The 24,338-nt window shown below is 34.0% G+C and carries 12 protein-coding genes; 5 read left to right on the forward strand and 7 right to left on the reverse strand.

From position 1 onward, the window contains the following. Positions 1–8: 8 nt before the first annotated feature. Together HM982_RS01030 and HM982_RS01035 are read right to left on the reverse strand one after the other, a co-directional pair. Entirely contained in the window at positions 9–1,676 is a 1,668-nt protein-coding gene (locus tag HM982_RS01030) for a hypothetical protein (protein ID WP_179351271.1), read from the reverse strand. Between the two features lie 55 nt (positions 1,677–1,731). Further along, entirely contained in the window at positions 1,732–3,648 is a 1,917-nt protein-coding gene (locus HM982_RS01035) for a T9SS type A sorting domain-containing protein (protein WP_179351272.1), read from the reverse strand. 287 nt (positions 3,649–3,935) lie between these two features. Here HM982_RS01035 and HM982_RS01040 point away from each other — a divergent pair, with 287 nt between their 5' ends. The 4 genes from HM982_RS01040 to HM982_RS01055 all read left to right on the forward strand — a co-directional run bounded on the left by HM982_RS01040 (position 3,936) and on the right by HM982_RS01055 (position 11,362). Beyond that, positions 3,936–5,849, forward strand: coding sequence for a sulfatase (locus HM982_RS01040; RefSeq protein WP_179351273.1), 1,914 nt, complete (start codon positions 3,936–3,938; stop codon positions 5,847–5,849). 180 nt (positions 5,850–6,029) lie between these two features. Next, positions 6,030–6,797 (forward strand): T9SS type A sorting domain-containing protein, encoded by a 768-nt coding sequence (locus HM982_RS01045; RefSeq protein WP_179351274.1) that lies wholly within the window; start codon positions 6,030–6,032, stop codon positions 6,795–6,797. A 317-nt stretch (positions 6,798–7,114) separates the two neighbouring features. Beyond that, complete coding sequence (locus HM982_RS01050; RefSeq protein ID WP_179351275.1) at positions 7,115–8,458, forward strand: T9SS type A sorting domain-containing protein; 1,344 nt, start codon at positions 7,115–7,117, stop codon at positions 8,456–8,458. A 195-nt stretch (positions 8,459–8,653) separates the two neighbouring features. Next, on the forward strand, positions 8,654–11,362 hold the full coding sequence (locus tag HM982_RS01055) for an outer membrane beta-barrel protein (RefSeq protein WP_179351276.1): 2,709 nt from the start codon (positions 8,654–8,656) through the stop codon (positions 11,360–11,362). A 9-nt stretch (positions 11,363–11,371) separates the two neighbouring features. Here HM982_RS01055 and HM982_RS01060 read toward each other — a convergent pair whose 3' ends face one another. From HM982_RS01060 to HM982_RS01080, 5 genes are all read right to left on the reverse strand, one after another. Beyond that, a complete protein-coding gene (locus tag HM982_RS01060) occupies positions 11,372–14,329 on the reverse strand; it encodes a sulfatase-like hydrolase/transferase (protein WP_179351277.1) in 2,958 nt (985 codons plus the stop codon). A gap of 59 nt (positions 14,330–14,388) precedes the next feature. Continuing rightward, on the reverse strand, positions 14,389–16,335 hold the full coding sequence (locus HM982_RS01065) for a T9SS type A sorting domain-containing protein (RefSeq protein ID WP_179351278.1): 1,947 nt from the start codon (positions 16,333–16,335) through the stop codon (positions 14,389–14,391). 374 nt (positions 16,336–16,709) lie between these two features. Beyond that, positions 16,710–18,548 (reverse strand): sulfatase, encoded by a 1,839-nt coding sequence (locus HM982_RS01070; protein WP_218849744.1) that lies wholly within the window; start codon positions 18,546–18,548, stop codon positions 16,710–16,712. Between the two features lie 24 nt (positions 18,549–18,572). Beyond that, positions 18,573–20,096, reverse strand: a complete 1,524-nt coding sequence (locus tag HM982_RS01075; RefSeq protein ID WP_179351279.1) for a sulfatase-like hydrolase/transferase — start codon at positions 20,094–20,096, stop codon at positions 18,573–18,575. 10 nt (positions 20,097–20,106) lie between these two features. Next, positions 20,107–22,491 carry a glycosyl hydrolase family 95 catalytic domain-containing protein gene (locus HM982_RS01080; RefSeq protein ID WP_179351280.1) on the reverse strand — a complete coding sequence of 795 codons (2,385 nt, stop codon included), beginning with the start codon at positions 22,489–22,491 and terminating at the stop codon, positions 20,107–20,109. Between the two features lie 317 nt (positions 22,492–22,808). Between HM982_RS01080 and HM982_RS01085 the strand changes: the two genes are divergently transcribed. Further along, entirely contained in the window at positions 22,809–24,332 is a 1,524-nt protein-coding gene (locus tag HM982_RS01085) for a sulfatase family protein (protein WP_218849745.1), read from the forward strand. The last annotated feature ends 6 nt before the right edge of the window (positions 24,333–24,338 follow it).

The raw sequence follows: 24,338 nt of genomic DNA on the forward strand, positions 1-24,338 counted from the left end.
ACCTATATCTACCAGGTTGCTAAAGCAGTTCTTACCCAAGTATCAGTAGCTGTACATACGTAAATATGTGTCGCAGTCACTCTTATTTCACCTTCAACTCCAGTATCAGTAGCACTAGCAGGTGCTGTATTTAATGCAGATAGTTTATATTGAGTCGCCTCAGTTGTACCTTCAACCTCAAGAGCATGTGCCGTTGCTATTTTGGCAATACCCACTCTATCATTGGTAAAATCTCCATAAATCAATGGAATAGCACTATCTTCATTTTGAATTACTAATGTATTACTAACCGAAGCAAAAGCGGCATCATGACCTGCAGAATCACCAATAAAAACGTTAGAATTTCCAGCTGTAAAACGACCAGTGTCTTTTCCGATAAACACATTATTATTTCCATCTAATTCATAGCCAGCAAACCGACCAATAAGTACATTCTCTGCTCCGGCTAATTCGCTACCAGCTCTTTGTCCAATAATAACATTACCCGCTCCTGAAGACAAAACTCCTGCAAATGAACCGATAGCAGTATTATTACCAGATGTGTTAGTACTAAGTGCTGCATGACCAAATGCAGAACTGTTATTAGAAGTAACAATATCATTAAGTGCATCGTATCCTACAGCTGTATTACGTGCACCAGTTGTATTTGTGAACAAAGCCCTATGACCGAACGCAGAATTGTTACTTCCACTAACGTTCTCATTAAGCGCCTCGTAACCAACTGCTGTATTAGATGTTCCAGCTTCATTTTTAAATAAAGCATGATAGCCAACAGCAGTCAGAGAATCTACTGTGGCTTTAGTTAAAGCTTCTGTACCAACTGCGGTATTTCCAGCTCCAGTTGTGTTATCGCGTAAAGCTAAATTACCTATCGCAACATTATCGTTACCGGTATTAGTATACAAAGCCTGCGTGCCAATTGCCGTATTATTATTTCCAGAGTCATTAGAAAACAAAGAGGATTCACCTACGGCCACATTGCTAGCTCCAGTTGTATTGGTAGTTAATGCTTGTGTTCCCATTGCAGTATTAAAAAATGCAGTCGTATTTCCTTCTAAAGCTCCCCTTCCAAAAGCAGAGTTTCTTCGTCCTGTGGAATTTGTTGTTAGTGCTTTAAATCCGAAAGCAGAGTTATTTATACCTGTACTTAATTTCAAAGCTTCATATCCAAACGCAGAATTAGCATCACCATCTACATTTGTCATTAATGCGTTAAAACCAACGCCAACATTTTGATTGTTATCAGCATCATCATTTAATCCAGCATCTATACCAATAAAAATAGAAGAACCATCATTAGTACCATCTACATCAGATTTTGCATCAGAAAGATCGTTTAGTTTTTCAATACTTGAAAACCGAATCCAACTTGTTGTTGCTTGATCCCAGTAATAAAAACCTTTAGAATTTAAACCAACCGTAGTGGTTAGGTAAACAAGCATTGCATCTTGCGCAGCAGTAGGATTTGTTGCAGGGAAGGTATCAATTCGAGGAATTAAAATGCCATCTACATTTGAAGGTGCTGCTTGATTAGATGCTGTAATATCTAAAGTGGCTTGTGGGTTTGTATTTCCAACACCGACTTGTGCGAATGAATACGATATCATAAATAATAGAATATAAAATACAATATTCTTATGATGCTTGTTTTTTTCTTTATTAGATTTATTTTTCATATTAGTAGAGTGATTTAGTGATTGTTGTTTAGTTATATATTTATGAATGTGGTTTTTATTGTTTTATAAATTTAAAAACCTGAATTTCACTAGTTGCTGTATACGCTTTTATAAAATAAACGCCTTCAACTAGTTTTGATACATCAAAAGAAGCTTGATTACTTTTAAATTTTAATATTTCCTGTCCATTAGCATTGTAAATAACTGCAGAAGAAATTTCTTTTGATAAGCTAAAATTTTGATTTACAGGATTTGGGTATAAAACAAGTTTTTCAAAATAATCATTAGAATCAACACTTAATATTTCGCCTACTAAATAAGCGCCCTCTGGTCTTACGTAGGGGATGTAGTCTGGTTTTGGTGTTTGTACTATTCTATCATTTATAGCTTCCATTATTGCCATTTCATCATCAGTAATAGAACCATCGGTAATGGTTGTGCTATAGGTGATTGCCGCTCCTACATCTGTTAACGTTCTTACAAAACGGTAAGCTTGTTCAGTTTCAAAAACCAAGTCAGCTGAAGCCACACTCCAACGATCTCTAATGGGACAAAAATAATGTTTTATAGCATCCTTATTACCATCAAAAGTACCCCAAGGCGATTCAGCAATTAAAGGAAAAATAAACTCTTCATAGGCCCAAGAATTTGGTGGCGCTCCTTGACCTAGAGGCGTTGGATGACCAGCAGTGAAATCCATATAAGGATCATTGATTACAAAATTTCTAATTCTATAATCTCTTGGGTCTTCGTCATCGGTTGCATCTGTATCTACATATAAAACATCCCCATTTTCATCCGTTAGATACGTTGAGTTACCATTAGTAGCAATGGCTATATTAGGGTCAACTTCTCTAATCATAGCGATAAAATCACTTAGTTCTCCGGGTAGATTCCCTAAATTATCTAACCAATACCCATCTACTAAGCCTTGAAACCGTTCGAGATAGCCCTTAACCAAAGTTCGCCATGCCAAAGCTTCATCGCCAGCAAATTCTGTAGTGTAATAATTTTCCCAAGCTGCTAAAATTTCAAATTCTCTGTCACTATTGCCTTGAAGATGCCCTGGGCCTGCTCCATTTAGATACAAAATAACTTTCTTTCCAGAGTTTTTGAAAACATCAATAACATCAAGAATAATTTGTTCATTTTCAAAAGTAGGCACCATATCAGGGTGAATTTCATTGGCAATATCTACATAAGGATTATCTCTTAAGGTATAATAATAACCATGTGCTGGATGGGTGAAATTTGTTATAACATGACCAACAGCTGGTAAATTATCTACAATGTTTTGTGCGCCAGCAACCCAATCATCATTGCTACTGTTATCTAACCTATAACCGCCATTTAGATTAAATCGCACCCCCCAAGAACCAGATAAAAATAAGGCATTTCTTAAGGGTTGCTCAAAACTTCCCGATATCGTATCTATATAGTAAGTGGATGTTAATCCTGAAGTATCTCCAGAGGCTAGTACAATCATAATTTGATCATAACCTCCTGCTACTAATACATCGGAAGGAATTGTTTCTTGATCAAAATTAAAGGAAAAAGACTCCCAAGTTTCACCTTCAGAAAAATTTGCTTGTATGTATAGGTTGCTCGAACCTCCAATACTTGAGTTTTTTAAAAACAATCGGATTCTACTGTTTGTGGTGTTCAAATCAGAAGTTTGTATGGATGTGTATGCTTTTAACGCTATTGTATTTGAGGTCAAATCTGTTATAGGTACTGATAAATCAAAAATAATTCTTGAATTTTCTTGCCCATCTCTAACAAACTTAGATACGGACGCATTAGTGTTGATGCCTGTTGTTTCTGGATTTGTTTCATCGGTAGTAAATAGGCCTTTTTGCGTGTTAGAAAATCGGATATTATTTGTTTGACTTGAATTTTCGTACCAAACTTGCTGTGCTGCAATAGGAGTTAAGCTAAAAAATAGAATTATTAAAATAATTTTGTTAATCATGCTTTTTATTTTTTAATAAAGATAATAGGGACACTACTATAACGTTTTCTCTAATCCACTCATTTCTTACTGTATTCCGTCTAAAGTATAGTATAACAGCAAACTAAGTGATTGTGTTGGTCCAGTATACCGCCTTAACTATGGTTCTTATATTTATTATTAGCAATAACTTTAATGAATTTTAGAAAAATCATAATTGATTGATTTAAGTAAAATTTAAGGTAATCTTAGACATAGGTTACTCATATAATTTTGTTATTTAGCATTAAAAAAATAATAAAACAGAAATGAAGTATAAGAATTATTTAACATGCCTAATCGTCGCAATTTTATGTTTTAGCTGTAATACACAAAACCCAAAAGTATCTAAACAGAAAACTCAAAGTACTGATAGACCAGAACCAAATGTTCTTCTTTTACTTACAGATGATTTAGGCTGGCAAGATGTTAAGGTGTACGATATAGATGAGCCTTCGCCATACGAAACACCAAACCTAGATACCTTGGCAGAAAAAGGTATACAGTTTTGGCAAGCGTACTCTCCAGCACCTACGTGTGCACCGAGTAGAAGTGCTATAATGAGTGGAAACCATCCCGCAAGAGCCCAAAAAACACATGTTGTTGGTGGTGCACCGCCTATGGTTTATGCAAACAAAGACACGCAACGTATTATAGATCCTTGGTATAGTGGACGAATGCCAGAAAACGAAATGACTCTAGCAAGAGTATTGCAACAAAAAGGTTACACCACAGGACATGCAGGAAAATGGCATATGGCCATTAATCACCACGCCTTTCCGCAACCAGAAGATCAAGGATTTGATGTTACTACTGCTAACCGAGGAGTAACTAGTCCACAAAAACCGCATCGATTAACAGATTTTGCTACAACTGATGCTTCCGATCCTTACCGTTTGGATAAAAATGGTTTTCCTTTTCATCAAAACAATCAAGATGCCTTAAACTTCATAAAAGAAAACAAACAAGATCCGTTTTTCCTGTACTATGCTACGTTTCTTGTGCACGCACCAATTCACACAAGAAGCAAAGCGCTTTTAGAAAAATATTGTGAAAAATTAGGGGTGCCTTTTCCAACAGACCCTGATCATTGGGAATTAGAAGGGCAGAACAATCCGTATTATGCGGCCATGGTAGAAATGTTAGATTATTATGTAGGACAAGTTTTTGATTATTTAGAAACCACTGACGATCCACGCTGGCCAGGTCATAAACTTATTGAAAACACCTATATTATTTTTACATCAGATAATGGAGGAATGGAAGGCCATCCAGGCGAAGTATTTACTGATAATTATCCATTAGACAAAGGGAAAATAAATGCTAAAGAAGGTGGGACAAGAGTACCTTTATTAATTTCAGGCCCAGGTATTAAAAAAGGCGTAGAATCTAATGTTGTTGTAAATGGTCTCGATTTTTATCCTACAATTCTATCTTTATTAGATATAGAAAAGCCTAAAGACAAACATTTAGATGGTGCAGATTTATCGACCTTATTATTAAATGACCCTACCGATTCTAAATTAGTTTTGGATGAAAATGGCAAAGAAAGAACAACGATGATGTGGCATTTTCCACATGCTTCATACCAAAGTACGTTACGTGTAGGTGATTATAAATTCATTAGAAATTATGATTATAAAAATAATCCTAGAAAATCACAATTTGAATTATACAAATTATATACGACCGATAACGGAGTCGCAGAACGTGTAGATATTGAGGAGGTAAATAATTTAGCGATGTCTAATCCTGAGAAAGCAAAGGAAATGAATGCGCAATTGACTTCTATTTTAACAGAAATGAACGCCAGTTATCCGTCTTATAATCCACTTTACAAAAGTGATATGGAGCATAAAGAAACGGTTCCTTCGGTGTTTTTTGCATCAAAAGACTATGACCAAGTTACTTTTAAATACAAAGAAAATGGAGCTGAGGTTGTAAGGGCTGATTTAATTTATACCACCAATGGAGGACACCGTTACGAAGAGTGGTTTAAAACCGATGCTAAGATAAACGCTGATGGCACTATAACGGCTAATTTACCTAAGGACACAACACATTATATTATTAATGTAATTGATGCGAATAATTTCTTAGTAAGTTATCCAGAAATGCCTACAATTAAATCTCTAAAAGAGGAGAAAAAGAAGTATTCGAACTATGCTTTAAGTAGCAAATAATTAAGTTTTATATTAAGTTGATAGCAGTTATTTTTAGCTGGAAATAAAATTATAAACTATTGTTTTTTAAGTGTTTTTAATTTATATACAAGAAATGAGCATATTTTTGGGTTAATTTAGCAAAGAAAAATAGAATAATAGATCTAATTTTGACTAACTAATTTTAAAACCATATATATTATGAAAAAACAATTACTTTTTACAGCAATGTTACTTTTTGCGACATGTATTACATTTGGGCAAGCAACAGTGCTTGATCCATTGGATCCTGAAACACAGCAGATCAGTATAGCAAGTACAGATTATTCTCAAACTGGAGGACCTTTTGCACCAAACGGAAATGGTGCTCATCTTAATGCAACTATACCAGAAGTTCTTAATGGATCTATTAGTTTTGATGTAGTTTCTTCTGGAGCAGATTTTGAAACATCAATTGTTTTTCACGTAAGAAAATTACTTGGTAATTCTGGGAGTGTAACTATGACTGTTGATGGCATAACTGACGCACCGATTAATTTAGCTGCTGACGCTAGTGCAAGCAATCTTAATGCCTATGAGACATTTGATACCTTAACATTTTCGCAAAATGTTACTATTACATCTGTTCCTAAAACGATAACATTGGATATTAATATTTTACAAGACCTTTCTAATAGCGCTAGAATTAGATTCTATTGGCTTAGATTTTCTAATGAAACTTTAGGTGTAGATGATTTTGAAACACAAGAGACAAGTGTTAAAGTTTATCCTAACCCAACAAAAAATAGCTTTCAAATAGATGCTAACAACAGTATTGAGCGTGTAGAACTTTATAATATTACTGGCCAATTATTAAAAACATATAGCGAAGAAGCTAATTATGATATTAGTGATTTAGCAACAGGTATTTATATTGCAAATATTAAGACGGAATTAGGTTCTAAAACAATGAGAATTGTAAAAGAATAAGAATTTCGTATTCAAGTATTTAATGCGACAAACGTTGTTGTTATAAATCGATTAAAAAAAGTTCCTTAGTTAAATTTAACTAAGGAACTTTTTTGTTTTCTCACTACATCACAAAATATTGATATCTCAGTTTTATCAAAAAATAAATTGTCAAATGCCTATGCTTTTAAGACTCATTATGAGAATGCCCTTCATTAGGCAATAAACCCATTATTTAAGTATAATAGTTGTGATAGAAAAGTTTTTGGTTGAAATAAGCAAAGAGAAACCACCTTGTAAAACTAACTTTGATTAACTAAATTTTGAAACTATATATTATGAAAAAACAATTACTATTTATCATGTCCTTTATATTTGCCAGCACGATGGCATTTGCACAAGCTATTATAACAGTGGATACAGCAGATCAAGATTTCACTATGATTTCCCCTTTGGTAACTTCTGTTTCTACTGGAACGGCTGCTACTATTTCAGAAGCACCTGCTACACCAAATCGCACTCAAATAGTGGCTGATGAAGCTGGTTCTAACGATGTTGCTGGTACGTTTGACCTTGTTGCTCAAACGTCATCAGGTACTATCGACGGTACTATATCTTTTGATTTTAGAAAAAAAGAAGGAAATACTTTGGCTATAAAAATTACGGTTGGGACTGAAACACCACAAACATTTACATATAGTGAAACTGATGGAGGTACTGGTACATATCAAGTATTATCTGCTACTTATGCTGGAACTGTTACATTTTCAACTACACCAACGCCTATTACATTTGAAATTACAGATTTAGATTTAGGAACTTCAGGAGGTGTTACTGCAGCAAGATTATATAAATTTAACGTTACTGATAAGAATGTGCCTGAACCACCTTTGGATGCAGAAGCTGTTTTAGCAGCTGGAAATGAGTGGTATCATAACTATAGCCCAGATACATTTAGCGTAACACTTAATGAGGTGCTAGGCGGTGAGTTTTTAGAACAAGGATCAGCAGTAGCGACACCAACTACTACAGGGAACAGCAGTCCATTAGTTGCCAAATTTACAAAAGGAGAAGAAGTACACTCACAATTAAAGTTTCAATTACCGGCTGTAATTACTTCAGCAAATCAATCAGCTGCTATTTTTAAAATAAGAGCTTATGCACCGTCAACGAATGTAGATGGCAGTTCTGGTAGAAGGTTAAGATTGTTTTTGAGAGATGGAATTGAAACAGTAGGACAAAAGAATGTAACAATTGATGTTAATGTTTATGATCAGTGGGAAGAATACACCTTTGATTTTACAGAAGTTACGCTTGTAGATGGTGTATCTTATAGTACTGTAAACCTATTATTTGATCAACCAGATGCTGATTTTCTAGCCACAGGAAATGTATATTATTTAGATGCTTTTCAAGGTCCAGCTGGAGCCACATTATCTACAAATGACTTTGAATTAAATAGTGCTTCTATTAATGTTTACCCTAATCCTGTAACTAACAGTTTTCAAATAGATTCTAATAATAGTATTGAACGTGTAGAACTCTATAATATTACGGGTCAATTATTAAAAACATTTCGCGAAGAAGCTAATTATGATATTAGTGATTTAGCAACAGGGATTTACATTGTAAATATTAAGACGCAGTTTGGTTCTAAGACAATCAGAATTGTAAAGAATTAGAGTGTTCTATTAATAGAAAATTAAATCAAAAAAGAGTTCCTAAGTTGCATTAGCTATGGGACTCTTTTATGTTTTTACAGCGTCTAAAAATAGTCACAACACTTATTTTAACGTTTAATTGGTATTACTAAGAGACTGTGTCTTTTATCATTAAAACAATGCTCTAATTTAAAATTTAAGCGATTTAATTATTTCATGAATCCATCAAGATTTATATTAATAATAGTCTTCCTTACCCTGTCTAATAGTCTATTTAGTCAGTCTGAGCCAACCATTAAAGGTATTGTTTTAGATGAAAGCAATGTACATATAGAAATGGTTTCCGTAGCGCTTCTAAAACAAAAGGATTCTACATTTATCAATTATGCGCTTACTGATGTTAAAGGTGAATTTGCAATTTATGATACTCCAAAGGACTCTTTGTTGCTACAATTTTCATATTTAGGGTATATAACGCATTTTGAGACTATTCATTATAAAAACCAACCTATAGATATTGGTAATGTCATTCTTAAAGAAGATACTTATGAATTAGATGCCGTAACGCTATCTGCAGTAATTCCTATTCAAATTAAAGAAGACACAATTGCTTTTAATGCCAATTCTTTTAAAGTGAACCCAAGTGATAATCTAGAAACGCTTTTAAAAAAATTACCAGGTATAGAGGTTGAATCTAATGGGGAAGTCGTTGCAAAAGGTGAAGAAGTGACCAAAATATTTGTCGATGGTAAAGATTTTTTTGGCGGAGATCCGGCTATTGTATTAAAAAATTTATCGGCAGATGCCATTGCAAAAGTTGAAATTATTGATAAAAAAAGTGATGAAGCAGAACTGACTGGAGTAGATGACGGTAACAAACAGGTTGTGATTAATTTTACATTGAAAAAGACGAAAAAGAATCAAGGTTTCGGAAAAGTATCTGCCGGCATAGGATTAGATAGCCGCTACTTTGGCAATGCTAACTATAATAAATTTTCTCCTAAAACACAGTTGGCAGTTATTAGTAAATACAATAACATCAATATTACAGGCTCTAATATTCAGGGATTCTTAGAAAATGCTGATGGTATTGCTGATGAGTCTGATGACGACAACAGTAATGCTGCTCAATCAAAAAGCCTAAGTGGGTATTTAAAAACAGGTGTTGCTGGTATTAATATAGGTCATGAATTTAAGGAGAAAGAGTTTTTAAATGCGGACTATTTTTATAATCTTTCGGATAATCGTGGCACATCCTTTTCTAAAAGAATTTCTTTTGCCAATACTAATAACTATGATTATGAAGCTGATAATAGGTTTAATAAAGAGTCAAATAATCACAATTTTAATTTTAATTATAAAAACAAATCGAATAGGAGTAACAGCCTTACTATTAAAGGGCGTTTAAATTCGGATGCAGCAACACAGCATTCAATAAGAGATGGGGTTTATTATACTGAAGATGGTGATTTAGTAACTACAAACAAACAAAATTACAGTAACACTACCATTAAAAAGTCACTCGATTTTGACATTAATTTCTATCAAAAATTAGCTAAAATAGGGCGTAGTTTTAGTGTTGGATTTAAAACCAAAATATACGAGCAAAGTAAGAACAATGAACAGGCCACTTTTATAACCAGGAATATTAACACTGATAATCCTTCAAATAGAGACATTTTTGCGCTTAGAGATGAAACGTTTAATAACGGCTTATACAATTTCAATTTTAAATTCACAGAGCCCATAGCTGGAAATCATTATCTAAAGTTTCAATTCTTTTTAAGAGTCTTAAATCAAAATGAAGATATCTATCAATTTAAAACCTTTGTATCAGATGACGATGAGGATGAACTCCTTAGTTATAAATACAACCATAAAGAAAGTAGTTTTCAAAATCGATTTGGCTATAGTTATAGCACTAAAAAATTGAATATATTTTCTGGTATTGAGCTTCAAGAACTCGATCGATCGTTTGGTGTCATTACAGAAGATCATTTTACTAGTAACCAATTTTACGTTAATCCGTTCTCCATACTGCAATACAAACCTAAAAAGGGTGTAAAATATCGTTTGGTCTATAATAGAAAAATACGCAGCCCACGAACTTCGGAAAGCTCAACAGTTATCAATGATTTAAATCCTTTTTATATAAGAAAAGGAAATCCTCATTTAAAAACAGAAAAAACGGACGATATTTCTTTAATTGCTAATATCTTCAACTACAAATCATCATTAAACCTTACAAGTAGAATTAAGTACCAGTTTTCGAAGAATGCTATTATTCAAAACATTGCTATAGATGACGATTTTGTTAAAACGAGAAGCTATATCAATAGTGGAGAGCGACAACGATTGTCCGCTTATTTTAATTTTAGTAAAAAAATAAAAGGCTTAGGAATTCGCTATGCTATAACCAACAGTAGTTTTTATAAAACATCCATGTCATTAATTAACTTACAACTTAACGATGTGGTATCAAAAGATATCTTAATAGGAGTATCTGTTGAAAACGCTAATAAGAATGCTATAGATTTAAAGCTAGGCACCAACTACAGTGTTAATAATACGTCATTTTCCATAGAGCAAAACCTTAATAGAACCTATAGAAAGCAACATTACTATTCCGCTATAGATTATGATTTTACGGAGAAACTAAATTTTAATACCCAATTTGATTATTTCGTTTTTTCAGATAATCAGTTTGCTACAGATTTGCAACTTCCAATATGGAATATGGCTATTTCCTATAGTATTGGAAATAGCCATAATAGTCTTAAACTGGTTTTTATAGATCTTCTTGATAAAAACGTTGATTTCGAAAGACGAAGCACGACTAACTTTTTTGAAGAAACCACCTCAGAAAGTTTAGGACGCTACATAATCTTGAGCTACACTTATAGATTAGGTAACCGAAAACAATAGAAAGCAGTCTTATTCCTTCAATAATTTTAAAGTCGATTTACTACCGTCTTCAAGTATAACTTGTAAAAAGTATAAGCCTGACTTGAGCTCTGAGATATCGATGTCTTGATACTGATTATTAAATTCGTATGCTTTAGCGCCATGTAGACTATACAATACACCTGATGCTACGGATTTTGAAAGACTAAAAGTGCCTTTAACAGGATTAGGAAATAACTTAAGTGCTTCTTTATTATCTATCACCTCATCAACTCCTAAGCTACTTAAATCTAAATGGTATGTAACAGCGTAAACTCTAAATCTTGGTATAGTACCTATAGTAGCATTGGAAAGGTTAGTTACTAAAAACTCCATAGTTTGCGCCGCTTCAGTTATTGTTGTTGGCGTATCAAATTCATAATTTAAATCAGCTGTACTGTTAGTACTCGTGTATTCAAAACTCTGGGTCTCACCACCAATGGTAACATCAAAGTTTGCTGTATCACCTGCAAGTGACCGCACTCTAAATACTATCTTTTCACATAATACAGGTTCAGTAGCTTTTACATTGATATTAAAACCATCGCCTCCGCCTTCTGTTCTCATTTGTACAAATGCACCACCAGTAGTAGTATTTCCTATCAATTCTGCATATACATCTGTACTTTCTGGTTCAAATTGTTGTTCTTCCTCCGTTGTATTAAGTGTTATTTCATTAAGTGGTTGTGTAGCCCCTGAAACATTAAAAAAGAGATCTACAAACCTCACTCTCGGTGTTAACCCATCTGAATTAGAAAGGGAGGTTGTTATAATCTGAATTTCTTTAGATGACTGTGTAAATGTCACCGGAGTATCAAATTCAAATAATTCTGGAGTATTATTATTTGTACTTGTATACGTAAAACTTTGTGTTTCTCCATCAATAATAATATCAACATTTACAGTATCTGCTGATTGAGATATAATTCCTAATGTAATTTTATCACAAGTTATAGTTTCAACATCTGCAGGAGCTTTTACATAAAATTTAGCTCCATCTCCGCCTTCTTCAGTCCTTGCTTGTAAATAAACTGTACCACCTATCGTTGTATTCCCAATTAACTCAGCATATTCATCTACTACTTTAAAAGATTGTTCTCCAACAGAATTAGCAAGTATTATCTTATGAGGGTTAAATATTGATATAGCATCCGATAAGACTACAAAATTATTTTCATCTATTAATGTAAACACAACTCCTGTAGCTACTTCTGGCACATCGGCTGTAATCACGTTACCATTTATGGTTGCAGGGAGTTCAAACCACTCTTCTTCTGGTGTGTCTACTTCTTCTATCCTATAAAGTAAATAAGCCGTTTCAATAATTGCATCTCCAGGATTAGTAGTTAACGTTGCTGTAGCTACACCTGTATTCTCATCATAAACTGTTGAAGTTATAGAAGGAACAATATCTTGATTAACTAAAGGATCACCATTATAATCTGGATTAAAATGTGGTGTTCTTGCATTGTTCTCTTCTAAAAGAGTCTCTAGTTTTAAGATCATTTCATTTTTAAGCGATACAGGCATGGTATCTATAACATCCACCATCTCTTCTATATCACTGTCAGATCCATCATCATTATATAATTGGTAAGCTTTATAATAATCTCCATTATCATAGATTTTATACAATTTATAATTTCCGCTTCTAATAGCTGAAGATGCTCTTTCATCTTGTCCATGTGGGTAATGCCAAAAAAGATCTGTTCTTTCAGTATCGTCACTATTTTTTATTTCTGTTTCAGTGCCACTTAAGAAAGGAAATAAACTTACACCATCTAAATTGTTCAGAACATTTGCATCAAGAAACTCATCTGCTCCAGTAACCTCCATAATTGTAGGATAAAAATCTAAATGTGAAACCATGTTATCATATACTTGATTTTCTACAATACCAGGTCCAGTTATAACAAATGGCGTACGCAATCCGCCTTCTTTGGTGTGTGTTTTCCCTAAATCTAAAGGAAAGTTATCTGTTATAATTTCTGACCCATGATTTTCTGCACCTCCATTATCTGACGCAAATATGATATACGTTGTATCAAATAATTTCATCCCTGGATTTCTTGGGTCATCAGTCTCTTTTAAATAATCTACTACTCTCCCTAAACTCCAATCTAAACTCGAAATCATGGCTCCATAATACGGATTTGTTTGGCCTGGAGTCGTAATATTTGCATCTGTTGTAGGCACAGGAATTCCTAATTTATTACAATAATATTCTAGTAATGCTAAATCTCTTGTTTGTATAGGTGAGTGAACTAACCAGTGAGCCATGTATAGAAAAAAGGGTTCCTCTTTGTTATCATCCATAAAATCCAATGCTAGTTCTGTTACAGCATCATAAGGTCTTCCATCTGCATCTAAACGATAAGGATCATCTTCTGCATCTGTGGCAAAGTCAACTGATCGGTCTCCCATGGATCTCGTAATTCCTCTATCGGTGTCTTGGTAATCAAATCCTTGGTCTACAGCTTCTGGATAAATATTGTGATTAGCTGCCATATGCCATTTGCCAACATGACCAGATACATATCCTAAAGGATTTAATGCTTCAGCTATAGTAACTTCATCGAGTTGTAATCTACCAGGATAATACGATTCTATAGTTTTATTTGAAAGTTTAACTTTAGGTATTTGCCCTCCAGCGACATGAGTCATTTTGGTTTTAAGAGGCATTCTACCACTCATTGTACCTCCTCTAGACGGTGCACAAGTTGGTGCAGAAGCATAGGCTTGTGAAAAATTAGCTCCATCCTCAGCCAATGCTAACATATTAGGTGTTTCCCAAGGAACAACATCTCCAACATCATTCAACTGGGTGTCTTGCCAGCCTAGATCATCTGCATAAATAAAAACAATATTTGGTTTAATTATCTCTTGACCATTTATTTGTGGTAAAAAAAGAATACTGAATAATAAAAGTAGTGTCGTGTTTCTCATCATAAAATTAGTTAATTTAAAAAAGTTTTATCAAAAATTACATTAGTTGCAAATACTTATCTTTACTTGGATACTATTATTTTTCGAGTGATGCTATAATTATTACCATTCGAAAGCTTAATAAGGTAAATTCCTGATTTTAAAGTAGACACATCTAATTGTGTGGTGGTCGTTCCATCAGCCCATGTTTTATTCAGTACTTTAGTTCCTAGTACGTTTAGGACCGTTATGTTATTTATATCTGTAGTTGTTCTAGAAATTGTTAATCGATCAGCTACTGGGTTGGGATACAACTTAACATCTGATTGATTAGTAAATTCATATGAATTTGTGCTTAATGTTTCTCCAACTAAATAAGCCCCTTCTGGTCTTACATATGGTTCAAAATCGGGCACAGGACTAGAAAGAAGTCTATCGTTAATTGCTTTCATAATAAGCATTTCATCAGCCATCATATGACCTTCATCAGCATTAGCATTAGATACCGTATTTGCAAAGGTAACACCAGCTTGAGCATCTATTAAAATTTTAGAAAACCTGTATGCATCTTCTATTCCAAATATTAAATTTGCGGAACTAACATGCCATTTATCTCTAATAGGAAACCAGGCATGCTTTAATACTTGTTTTTTTTCATACATTGACCAAGGATTACCAACCATAGCAGGTAATGTAAACTCTTCGTATCCCCAAGAATTTGGTGGAGCACCACCAGCTAACGCAGAGACATGTCCTCTTGTAAAATCTTGAGAAGTATTGTTGCCTCTAAAGTTTGATACATCATAGTCTCTATCATCTGCATCATCAATTCCATCAGAATCAACGGCAACTAATACGCCATCTATATAATGTTTATGACCAAACTCAGACACTGACATAGCAGCTCCAGGATCGGCATCTTTAAACATTTGAACAAAATCTTCTAAATTTCCATCGTCAAGAAGTGTGTTTGTTGTATCAAACCAATATCCATCAGCATACTCTGCTATCGCAGGAATAAATCCTTGAACTAAATCTCTGTAAGCTAAATATTCATCTCCATCAAAATTAGCTGTGTAATAATCTACCCACGCAGCTTCTGTTTCATCACTTGCTCTATCTAAATAGTTAGAAGATATGTACAAAATAATCTTCTTATCTGCATCTTTAAATGTTTGCAAAACGTCCAACATGATTTGTTGATTCTCTACACTAGGAACCAAACTTTCGTGTATCTCTGTAGCTACATCTACATTAGTATTATCTCTCACCGTAAAATAATGAGAGTGTGCAAAATAACTAAGGTTTGTAATAACATGTCCTGCAGCTGGAAGTTCTGCAACAATCTCTTGTGCACCTCCTAAAGGGTCGTGGCCTGTAGCAACTTCTGTATCTAACCTTTCACCACCAAAAACAGGAAATGTAACTCCCCATGAACCTTGTAACCAAGCCGCTGGATGATTTCCTACGGTAGCGGTTTGATCTGTTGATCCGTATATCTCATCAATATAGTAAGTCATGGTTGGTTCTTCTACACTACCATTAGCAAAACCTATTGTCATAAGGTCATAGCCATCAACATGTGGAACCTCAACATTTTCAAAATGAAACGTAAACGTTTCCCATTCTTGTCCAACTGTAAAGTTCAGTTGTTCAAAAACACCTTGTCCTTCATCAGAACTATCAAAAAACACTCTTAATTTTGAATTGTTTGTAGTTAGCTCATTAGTAGGTATGTCAATATAGGCTTTGAGCGTAACTGTATAATCGGTTAAATCTGTTACGTAATTGAATAAATTAAATTCTAAAAAATCTTCTGTACCTTCAGCTCTATTAAATTTAGAGACAATAGAATTTGTATTAATCCCTGAAGTATTAGGGTTCGTTACATTCTCAGTGTATTCTATATATTCTTCACTAACAAATTCAATTTTTCGTGTATTTGTTTCGTTTTGTAACCATAGAAACTGCGCATTAGAAATCTGTACAAATGATATTGAAAATAAAAAAAAATAGAAAAACTTTGACATAACGGTAATTGCTTAATTTATTTAATAGCCTCCACATGAATCATCATGTTCATATTTTGAAGACCATGTAAAATTAAGCCTAAAGACTTCACTTCATTTTCTCTCATTCACTAAATCATTGCTCTAGACTACCAATTTCACGTTATACAGTGGAATAGTGCTATTATTTCTATATAGTATTTTAATTCAACTCTTTAACCAAAGCGTGACTTAAATCGACCATTTATTTAAAGTAAGCAGATTTGCATAGTGGTTTCAATATCCTCTGAATTGCGTTTTAGTAATGATTTAGTTGAGGCAATATGTATAAATAACAAAAGAAGCACAATAGAATTTAATCCTATTGTGCTTCTTTAAATATGAAATAATTTTAATTATTTGACGGCAATTGCTTTAGTTGCAAATACTTTAGTAGTTTTTTGGTAGCCTCCATCAGGATAACCTATTAAGTAATTGTTTTCGTCAATTAAATTAAATACGTAATGCGTAGTTCCTTTTGGCAATGCTACAGAAACATTATCATTCCTAAGATTCATAGAAACAGGAAACCAAATTTCACCACGTACACCACCATTAGTTGTATAAATTAATTCTGCTTTTACCACCTTAGCTCCATTGTTTTGATATTTTAACCAAACATTTTTTCCATCTATGCCATGCTCAACAACAGTAGGTATTTTAGATTTATTAGGTAACGCAGATTTACTAGTTGGATTTAAATAAGGATATCTCGCATTTAGTTTTTCTAATCGTTCTGTTAAAAGACGATTCATCTCATTTGTTTTCTCTGGCATTTTTTCTGCTAGATTTTGAGATTCTTCAATATCGACACGTTTTGAACCATTTTCGTACAATTGATATAAGGCCAAATCGGTCTTTTTTTCTGTAGCCGTATAGTCACGTACTAGTTTAAAGTCTCCAATTCGTAATGTCGATTGCATAGCGCTGTTTGGAAAGTGCCACATCATCGTATTTCTTGGTTTTCCGGTTTCAGGATCTAAAACTAATTTAGCATCTGTTGGGTCTTTATCTAGTAATGTAGATAAGTCAGCACCATCGAATATTTGATTTGCATCTTTTGGAGTGTTTGTCCAACTTAGTATCGTAGGATAGAAATCCACACCATTTACCATAACATTAGATTCTGTATTTGCAGCAATATTTGGTCCTGTTATGATTAGTGGTACTCTTACACCACCTTCTTTTGCATTTATCTTTCCTTTGTCTAAAGGATAGTTGTCTGTAATAATTTCTTTTGTATGTTGTTCCATACCACCATTATCTGAAGTGAAAATAACATAGGTGTTTTCGATTAACATATGTCCTGGCCATCTTGGATCTTCTGTTTCTTCAAGATATGTAATCAGTTGACCAGTATAATGATCTATCATTTCTACCATGGCAGCATAATAGGCGTTTTTTTGACCTGCTTCGTCCCACATGTCATTCTTTTTAGGATATTCTAATCCTAATTTCTCATAGTATTTACGTAATAAAGCTTCACTACGTGTTTGTATAGGCGTGTGTACTAATCGAGAAGCATAAAACAGAAAAAATGGATCTTTTTTGTTTTGGTCCATAAAGTCAATACCATCTTGTGTGATGTCATCAAACGGAAAACCATCTTCGTCAAGTGTAAATGGATCTAAAGGATCCGTCGTTGCAAATCCTTTTGTACGATCTGTCATTCTTTTATGAGCGCCAAAACCATGTTTTGAAAAATCGAATCCTTGATCTTTAGGTTCAGGATAGTCTGTTACTGCAATACCAACGTGCCATTTTCCTGAGTGTCCTGTTTTATAGCCATTAGATTTAAGTGATTCGGCAATCGTTACTTTAGAAATATCTAATGCACCTCTCATCCAAGGACTAATCAAGGTAGATCCATAATTAAAAGGCAATGGTGGATGACCTCCTCTTACGCTAGTTCGTTCTAAGCGCACAGGGTGTTGGCCAGATAAGATTGCACCTCTAGACGGAGAACACGTCGTTGCAGGAGAATACGCTTGCCAGAATAAAACTCCTTCTTTAGCTAATTTGTCTATGTTTGGAGTTTCGAATGGAGAAGGCTCGTCAATATCATAGCACTTTACGTCTTGCCAACCTAAATCATCGGTTAAAATTAATACTACATTTGGCTTTTTTGGTCTTTCTTGTGCAAAACTGCTTGACATAACTAAACAAGCCATTCCTAATAGAAATACTTTTTTCATGATGATAGTTACTTAATTATAAAACTAATTTAGTTCAGATACAAGGGTTTTACATCTTTGTCTGTACACGTTTAAAATCTCTAAATAGTCTTTATTCCCAACTAAGTTATTCTGTTCTTTTGGGTCGTTTATTATATCAAATAATTCTTCGTAAATCGGTTGTTCATCCGTTTCAATAGATTGATTTGGAACATATTTATTTCGGTCATTTTCTTTACTAAAAGAACGAATATATTTAAACTGTTTACTGCGTACTCCTTCTTGTCTAGGGTAACCTTGATCTGTAAATAAGTTTTCTAAAAAGATGTCTTCTCTCCAATCTGTATTTTCACCGGCAATTAGTGGAAGCATACTTTTACCTTGATAGGATTCTGGTGTTTCTACACCACACATTTCTAAAATAGTTGCAGGAATATCTTGACCAACCACTAATTCATCAACTACTTTGCTTTTTGTTTTATCGTTGAAAAATGGAGAATACACAATCATTGGCACATGTACAGATTCATCATACAAAATGGTTTTTCCGCCTAATCCATGTTCGCCTAAAAACAAACCATTGTCGGAACAAAATATAATAATGGTATTATCCGCTTCTCCAATTTCCTTTAAAAAGGCGCGTAAATTACCTACCATCAAATCGATAGCATAATTAGCGCGATCCATTTTTAGTTTTTCATTTAATAATTTCCCTTTTTTAGAAGTGACATAATATTTCATTAAATCTGAGGTGGCATATACATTTTCAGGTAAACTAATATCTTGAGGATAGCCATCAGGTAATTCCATTTTATGCTTTACATCATCGTATTTTGTTTTATAATATTCTGGATCTGTGTCTTCCGATCCCATACCACCAATGCTAGACGCATGTGGAAGATTTAAATTAATCCATGCCGAAAAAGGCTTATTAGGATCTCTTTTCTTTAATTGATTTTTAATGGAAGGATCCGCATTTTCATAGAAGTAATCGTAATCATCGCCTTGTGACAAATAAGCTTTTGTCGCTTCTAAGAACCCTTCTATTTGTGTTTTGTTTTTAAGGTTAGCAAATTGTTTGTGTCTTTTTGCAGGATAAAACCCCAAATGACCATTACCATAATAAGCAAAGTCAGTACCTTTATTTAACGGTGTATTTCTTTTATCTCCAATTTTGGTATGGTGTTTTCCAATAAAAGCAGTTGAATATCCAGCTTGTTTTAATTGCGACTGCCAACTGTCTTGATATGACTTTTCAGAAATCACATGTTTAGAAACAGAGGTAAACCCAATTTTGTTTTTTCGTTCCCATTGCGCTGTAAAAATATTAGCTCTACTTGGACCGCAAATAGGACTTGTAATGTAGGCATTGTTAAAAAAGACACCTTCTTTTGCTAACTGATCGATATTTGGTGTTTCCGCTATTGGGTCGCCTGTCATGCTCAGAGAATTATACCGTTGGTCATCTGAAAAAATAAAAATGACATTCGGTTTCTTTTGTTGTTCTTGTGCTTTGCATGCTATAAACGAAGCGCATATAAAAATGCTGTATAGAATAGATTTTTTCATGAGTTTATATTTAATAAGAACTGTAGTATTTATGACCAGGTAATCGTTTTGTTTTTTCACCATAACCGAATAGATTTTGCTCTGCTTCCGATTTTGGTAATTCTTGAATACTTAAATCTGTTTTGTTTATTTCTTTGGAAGTAATAATAACCGATTCATTTTGCTTTAAATCAATTTTGTAAGAACCATCTTCGGATTGATTTATAGAAACGGACTTCCCATCGATATAAAATTTAGGATTTTCAAAATCTACATGAACGACACATGTATTTCCTTTTAAACTTTTTATAGATACAAATTCCGTAACTCCTTCTACTTTTTTAGCACTGACCAAAAAGGCACCTTGTGTTCTTAAATCATGAAACGCCACATCTTTCCATTTTTTCGGACTCGCAGGAAATACACGAATTTTTCCGCCCCAACTTTGCAACATCATATCGTGTAAACTTGTGGCAAAAGACAGTGGACTTTCAATAACCGGATTAATTTTTCCTTCGGAATACATCGTAGTAGAAGAAATGTTTTTATGCTTAATTAGAAAATCTAAATAATAATACGCTTTTTCAGCATCGCCTAAATTGGCATACATAGAAGAGGCTCCTGTTGCGGTATATCCTGTAACAGGCATGGCTTTAATCTTTTTGCCACTATTAAACGTCACATCTAACCAATGGTCTAACGACGTGCGCAGTAGTTTTTTATCTTCTTCTTTTTCTGGTGTGATTACCATTAACGGATAAAAGGCTAGTAGATGCGAATAGTGTCTGTGCGGATTGGCAAAAGGTCTATCTTTTCCAACCATAAGACCATTTTCATCAATTTGAAAATCAACCAAATTATCTAATAAATGTTGCCATTCTTTTTTAAGCGGGTCATTTATATGATGCTTTTCATCAATATCGATTAGGGTTTGAGTACTCCAACAAATTAAAGCTAACGTGAAATTAATATCTTGACCGCGACCTGGTTTGTATTCTGGCGACCAACTGTATTTGATATGAATTTTGCCGTCTTCGGCTTCAACAGGATTGTCTTTTATATAATTTAAATAACTATTCACTGTCTTTTTTAAGATTGGAAATAGGTTGTCTCGCATACGAATATCATCGCCTGCAAATTGGCAATGCAACCAATAATCGTTTAACATCCATGCTAACATATCTGGCACTTTTGCTCCGTTGAAAGCGATGAGGTCTTGCGGCATTAAAGCAGCAACGGCAGCACTGTTTTTCCAACTTGCAGGTACATTGTTTTCTAGGTTTTTAGCATATTTATCAATGTTGTTGGGAAGAGATTCTCCAATAGACATTCTATTGGCGGTTAAATGCGTCCAATAAATCAATTGTACATTTAAATCACCCCAAACCATTGGCCAAAACGTTCTGTTGTACCAAGGTCCCATTAAATCTAAAATGGGGCCGTTTCCTCTAGAAGCAGATCCTAGTTTATACATTTGTATCCAATAGAACGATTCTTTTTCCGCATCATTGATGGTTAAAAAACTTAATGGATAATAGTCGTGCCACCATTTTTGATGGGTGGATACAAAGCTGTTGTCTTGAATTAGAACATCAGCCTTCTCTAGATTTTTTGTTACAATTTCTAGTGAATTATGATCAGGAAAACTATGATGCACACTCGCTATTAATTGTTGTTTTCCGGAAGGATTACCTGTTATTTTATAACCTGTAGTAGTTTCTCCTCTATTATCGTATAACGGTTGGTAACAGAATTTGTAACCATTTTTCTCACTGAACGTCGGTTTAGGTGCCATTTCTAAAGTTACAGCCCTCATTTTATCCCAAGTACCACCTTTTGGTCCGCCACCACTTTTTAAAACTTCATAAACTGGTGGAATAGGATCTTCAGCATGCCATGTGATTTCTACGTCTTCATGTTTTGTCTCTGTTTCAAAATAAATGATATCAGTGGTGCTATGCGTCAACCCTTTAATGTTGTAACTTCCTTTAGTCGTTGTGATAGTACCTATTAATTCAGCATTCCATAAATCTAAACGCATATCAATACCAGTAATCTTTCCTTTAGATTTCAGTTTAAAATGACCTAATGGTAAACGGCTTCGTTTAATCCAAAGCATTTCATCAGCCTTTGTTTCGGCTTCTCTATGATCATAATAATCATGTCGACCAATATGCAGCGAAATCACATTGTCGTTTTCTTCCGGACTTTGATACAATAAAAAGCCAACATTTCCATTTCCTGAATAAGGTGCGGTTTGCCATTTATCCGGAACAATATCCCAAAGCAGGTCGTGTTTGGATAAAAAGGATTCGTAATCCACTTTAAAATCGACTTGATTATTCTGAGAAAATAAGATGCTCGAAACAAGAATAAAAAGATAAAGAATACGTATTTCTAATTTTAATCGAAACATGGACTATTATTTGTTTATATAATGAGTAACAAATATATTTTATTAACTAAAGAAAGTTGTTCTCTAATCTTGCAATTACTTTCTTTATTTCAGCATTCGGTAAATATATAGTGCGTAAACCTAATTTCAAATATGGCAACCTTTTGGTTACTAATCCGTATAGGAAAAAAATGAATTGACCGCAAGAACGTCCATGATGACGCGCGATAATTTGCTCAAGTTTAAATTGAGTAAGAAAATGGTCGATAACAGAAAACACATTGTAGCATTAATGCATAGTTTTACATTATTAATTCCAATATCCAATCCAGATCAAAATGTATAAATCTATAATTGCAATTTTTGTATTATGTTTTAGCCAACATATACGTGCACAAGAACAAGTAGATACTAGTCGTCCAAATATCATATTTATTTTTGCCGATGATATGGGAATAGGTGATGTTTCTCACACCACGGGAAAAGCGGCGACACCACACTTAGATCGTTTGGCAGAAGAAGGGATTCGTTTTACAGATGCACATACCTCATCTTCCGTTTGCACTCCGTCTCGCTATTCACTTTTAACGGGTCGTTATAATTGGAGAACAAGTTTATCTAAAGGGGTCATCCATAAACCGACAGCGAAACCGTTGCTTAAAAAAGGTGAAACAACCGTAGCAAGTTTGTTAAAGCAAGCAAATTATCATACAGCAATGATTGGTAAATGGCATTTAGGTATCGGTTGGGAACTGTTACCTAATTATAAGAAAGAAAAATGGCAAATAGGTGGAGGATGGAATATCGATTATACTAAACCTGCTATAACGCCAACAAGTAATGGCTTTGATTACTTTTATGGCATAGCAGCTTCTTTAGATATGCCTCCTTATGTTTATATTGAAAATGAAAAAGTGACAGAACTTCCTTCTGTTATGAATGACCCAAAGATACGTTCTAGAAAAGGGCCTTCTGCTCCAAGTTTTAAATCAGGTGAATGTTTACAAGTTTTTGCAGAAAAATCAGTGGATTATATAAATGAGAGAGCTGAAGAAAAAGAACCGTTCTTTTTATATTTGCCATTAACCTCACCACATACGCCTATTGTTCCTAGTGAAAAATGGAAAGGAAAGTCTGAATTAGGACCTTATGGTGATTTTTTAATGGAAACAGATTGGGTTGTAGGAGAAGTTTTAAAAGCTTTGGATAAACATGATTTATCCGAAAATACCATTGTTATATTTTCTACGGACAATGGGTGTTCGCCTGCTGCAAAAATTCCTGCTTTAAAAAAGAAAGGACACTCACCTAGTGGAAATCTAAGAGGAAATAAAGCCGATATTTACGAAGGTGGACATCGCGTACCTTTTATTGTTCGTTGGCCAGAAGTTATAACAGCAGGAACACAAACAGATAGATTAACATGTATGACTGACTTTATTGCTACTTGTTCTGATATTACAGGTATAAAATTAGATGATACATCTGGTGTAGATGCCATTTCTTTTTTACCAACGTTAAAAGATCCAAAGAAAACAAATAGAGAAGACATTATTAGCCATAGTATTAATGGTTCTTTTTCTATCAGAAAAGGAGATTGGAAACTAGCACTTTGTCCAGGGTCTGGTGGTTGGAGTGCGCCAAGAGCAGGGCAAACTCCAGAAGGATCACCTAGTGTGCAGTTATTCAACCTATCAGACGATATTGCTGAGACAACAAATCTGCAGGATAAATACCCTGAAAAAGTAGAAGAATTAACCCAACTACTTCAATCTTATGTTGACAAAGGAAGAAGTACACCTGGGGAAATTCAAAAAAATGATAGAGACGTCAATATTTATGCAGAAGATAAAGCAAAATAAATTACA

This window comes from Winogradskyella vidalii (genome assembly GCF_013403955.1).
GTDB classification, from domain to species: Bacteria; Bacteroidota; Bacteroidia; order Flavobacteriales; family Flavobacteriaceae; genus Winogradskyella; species Winogradskyella vidalii.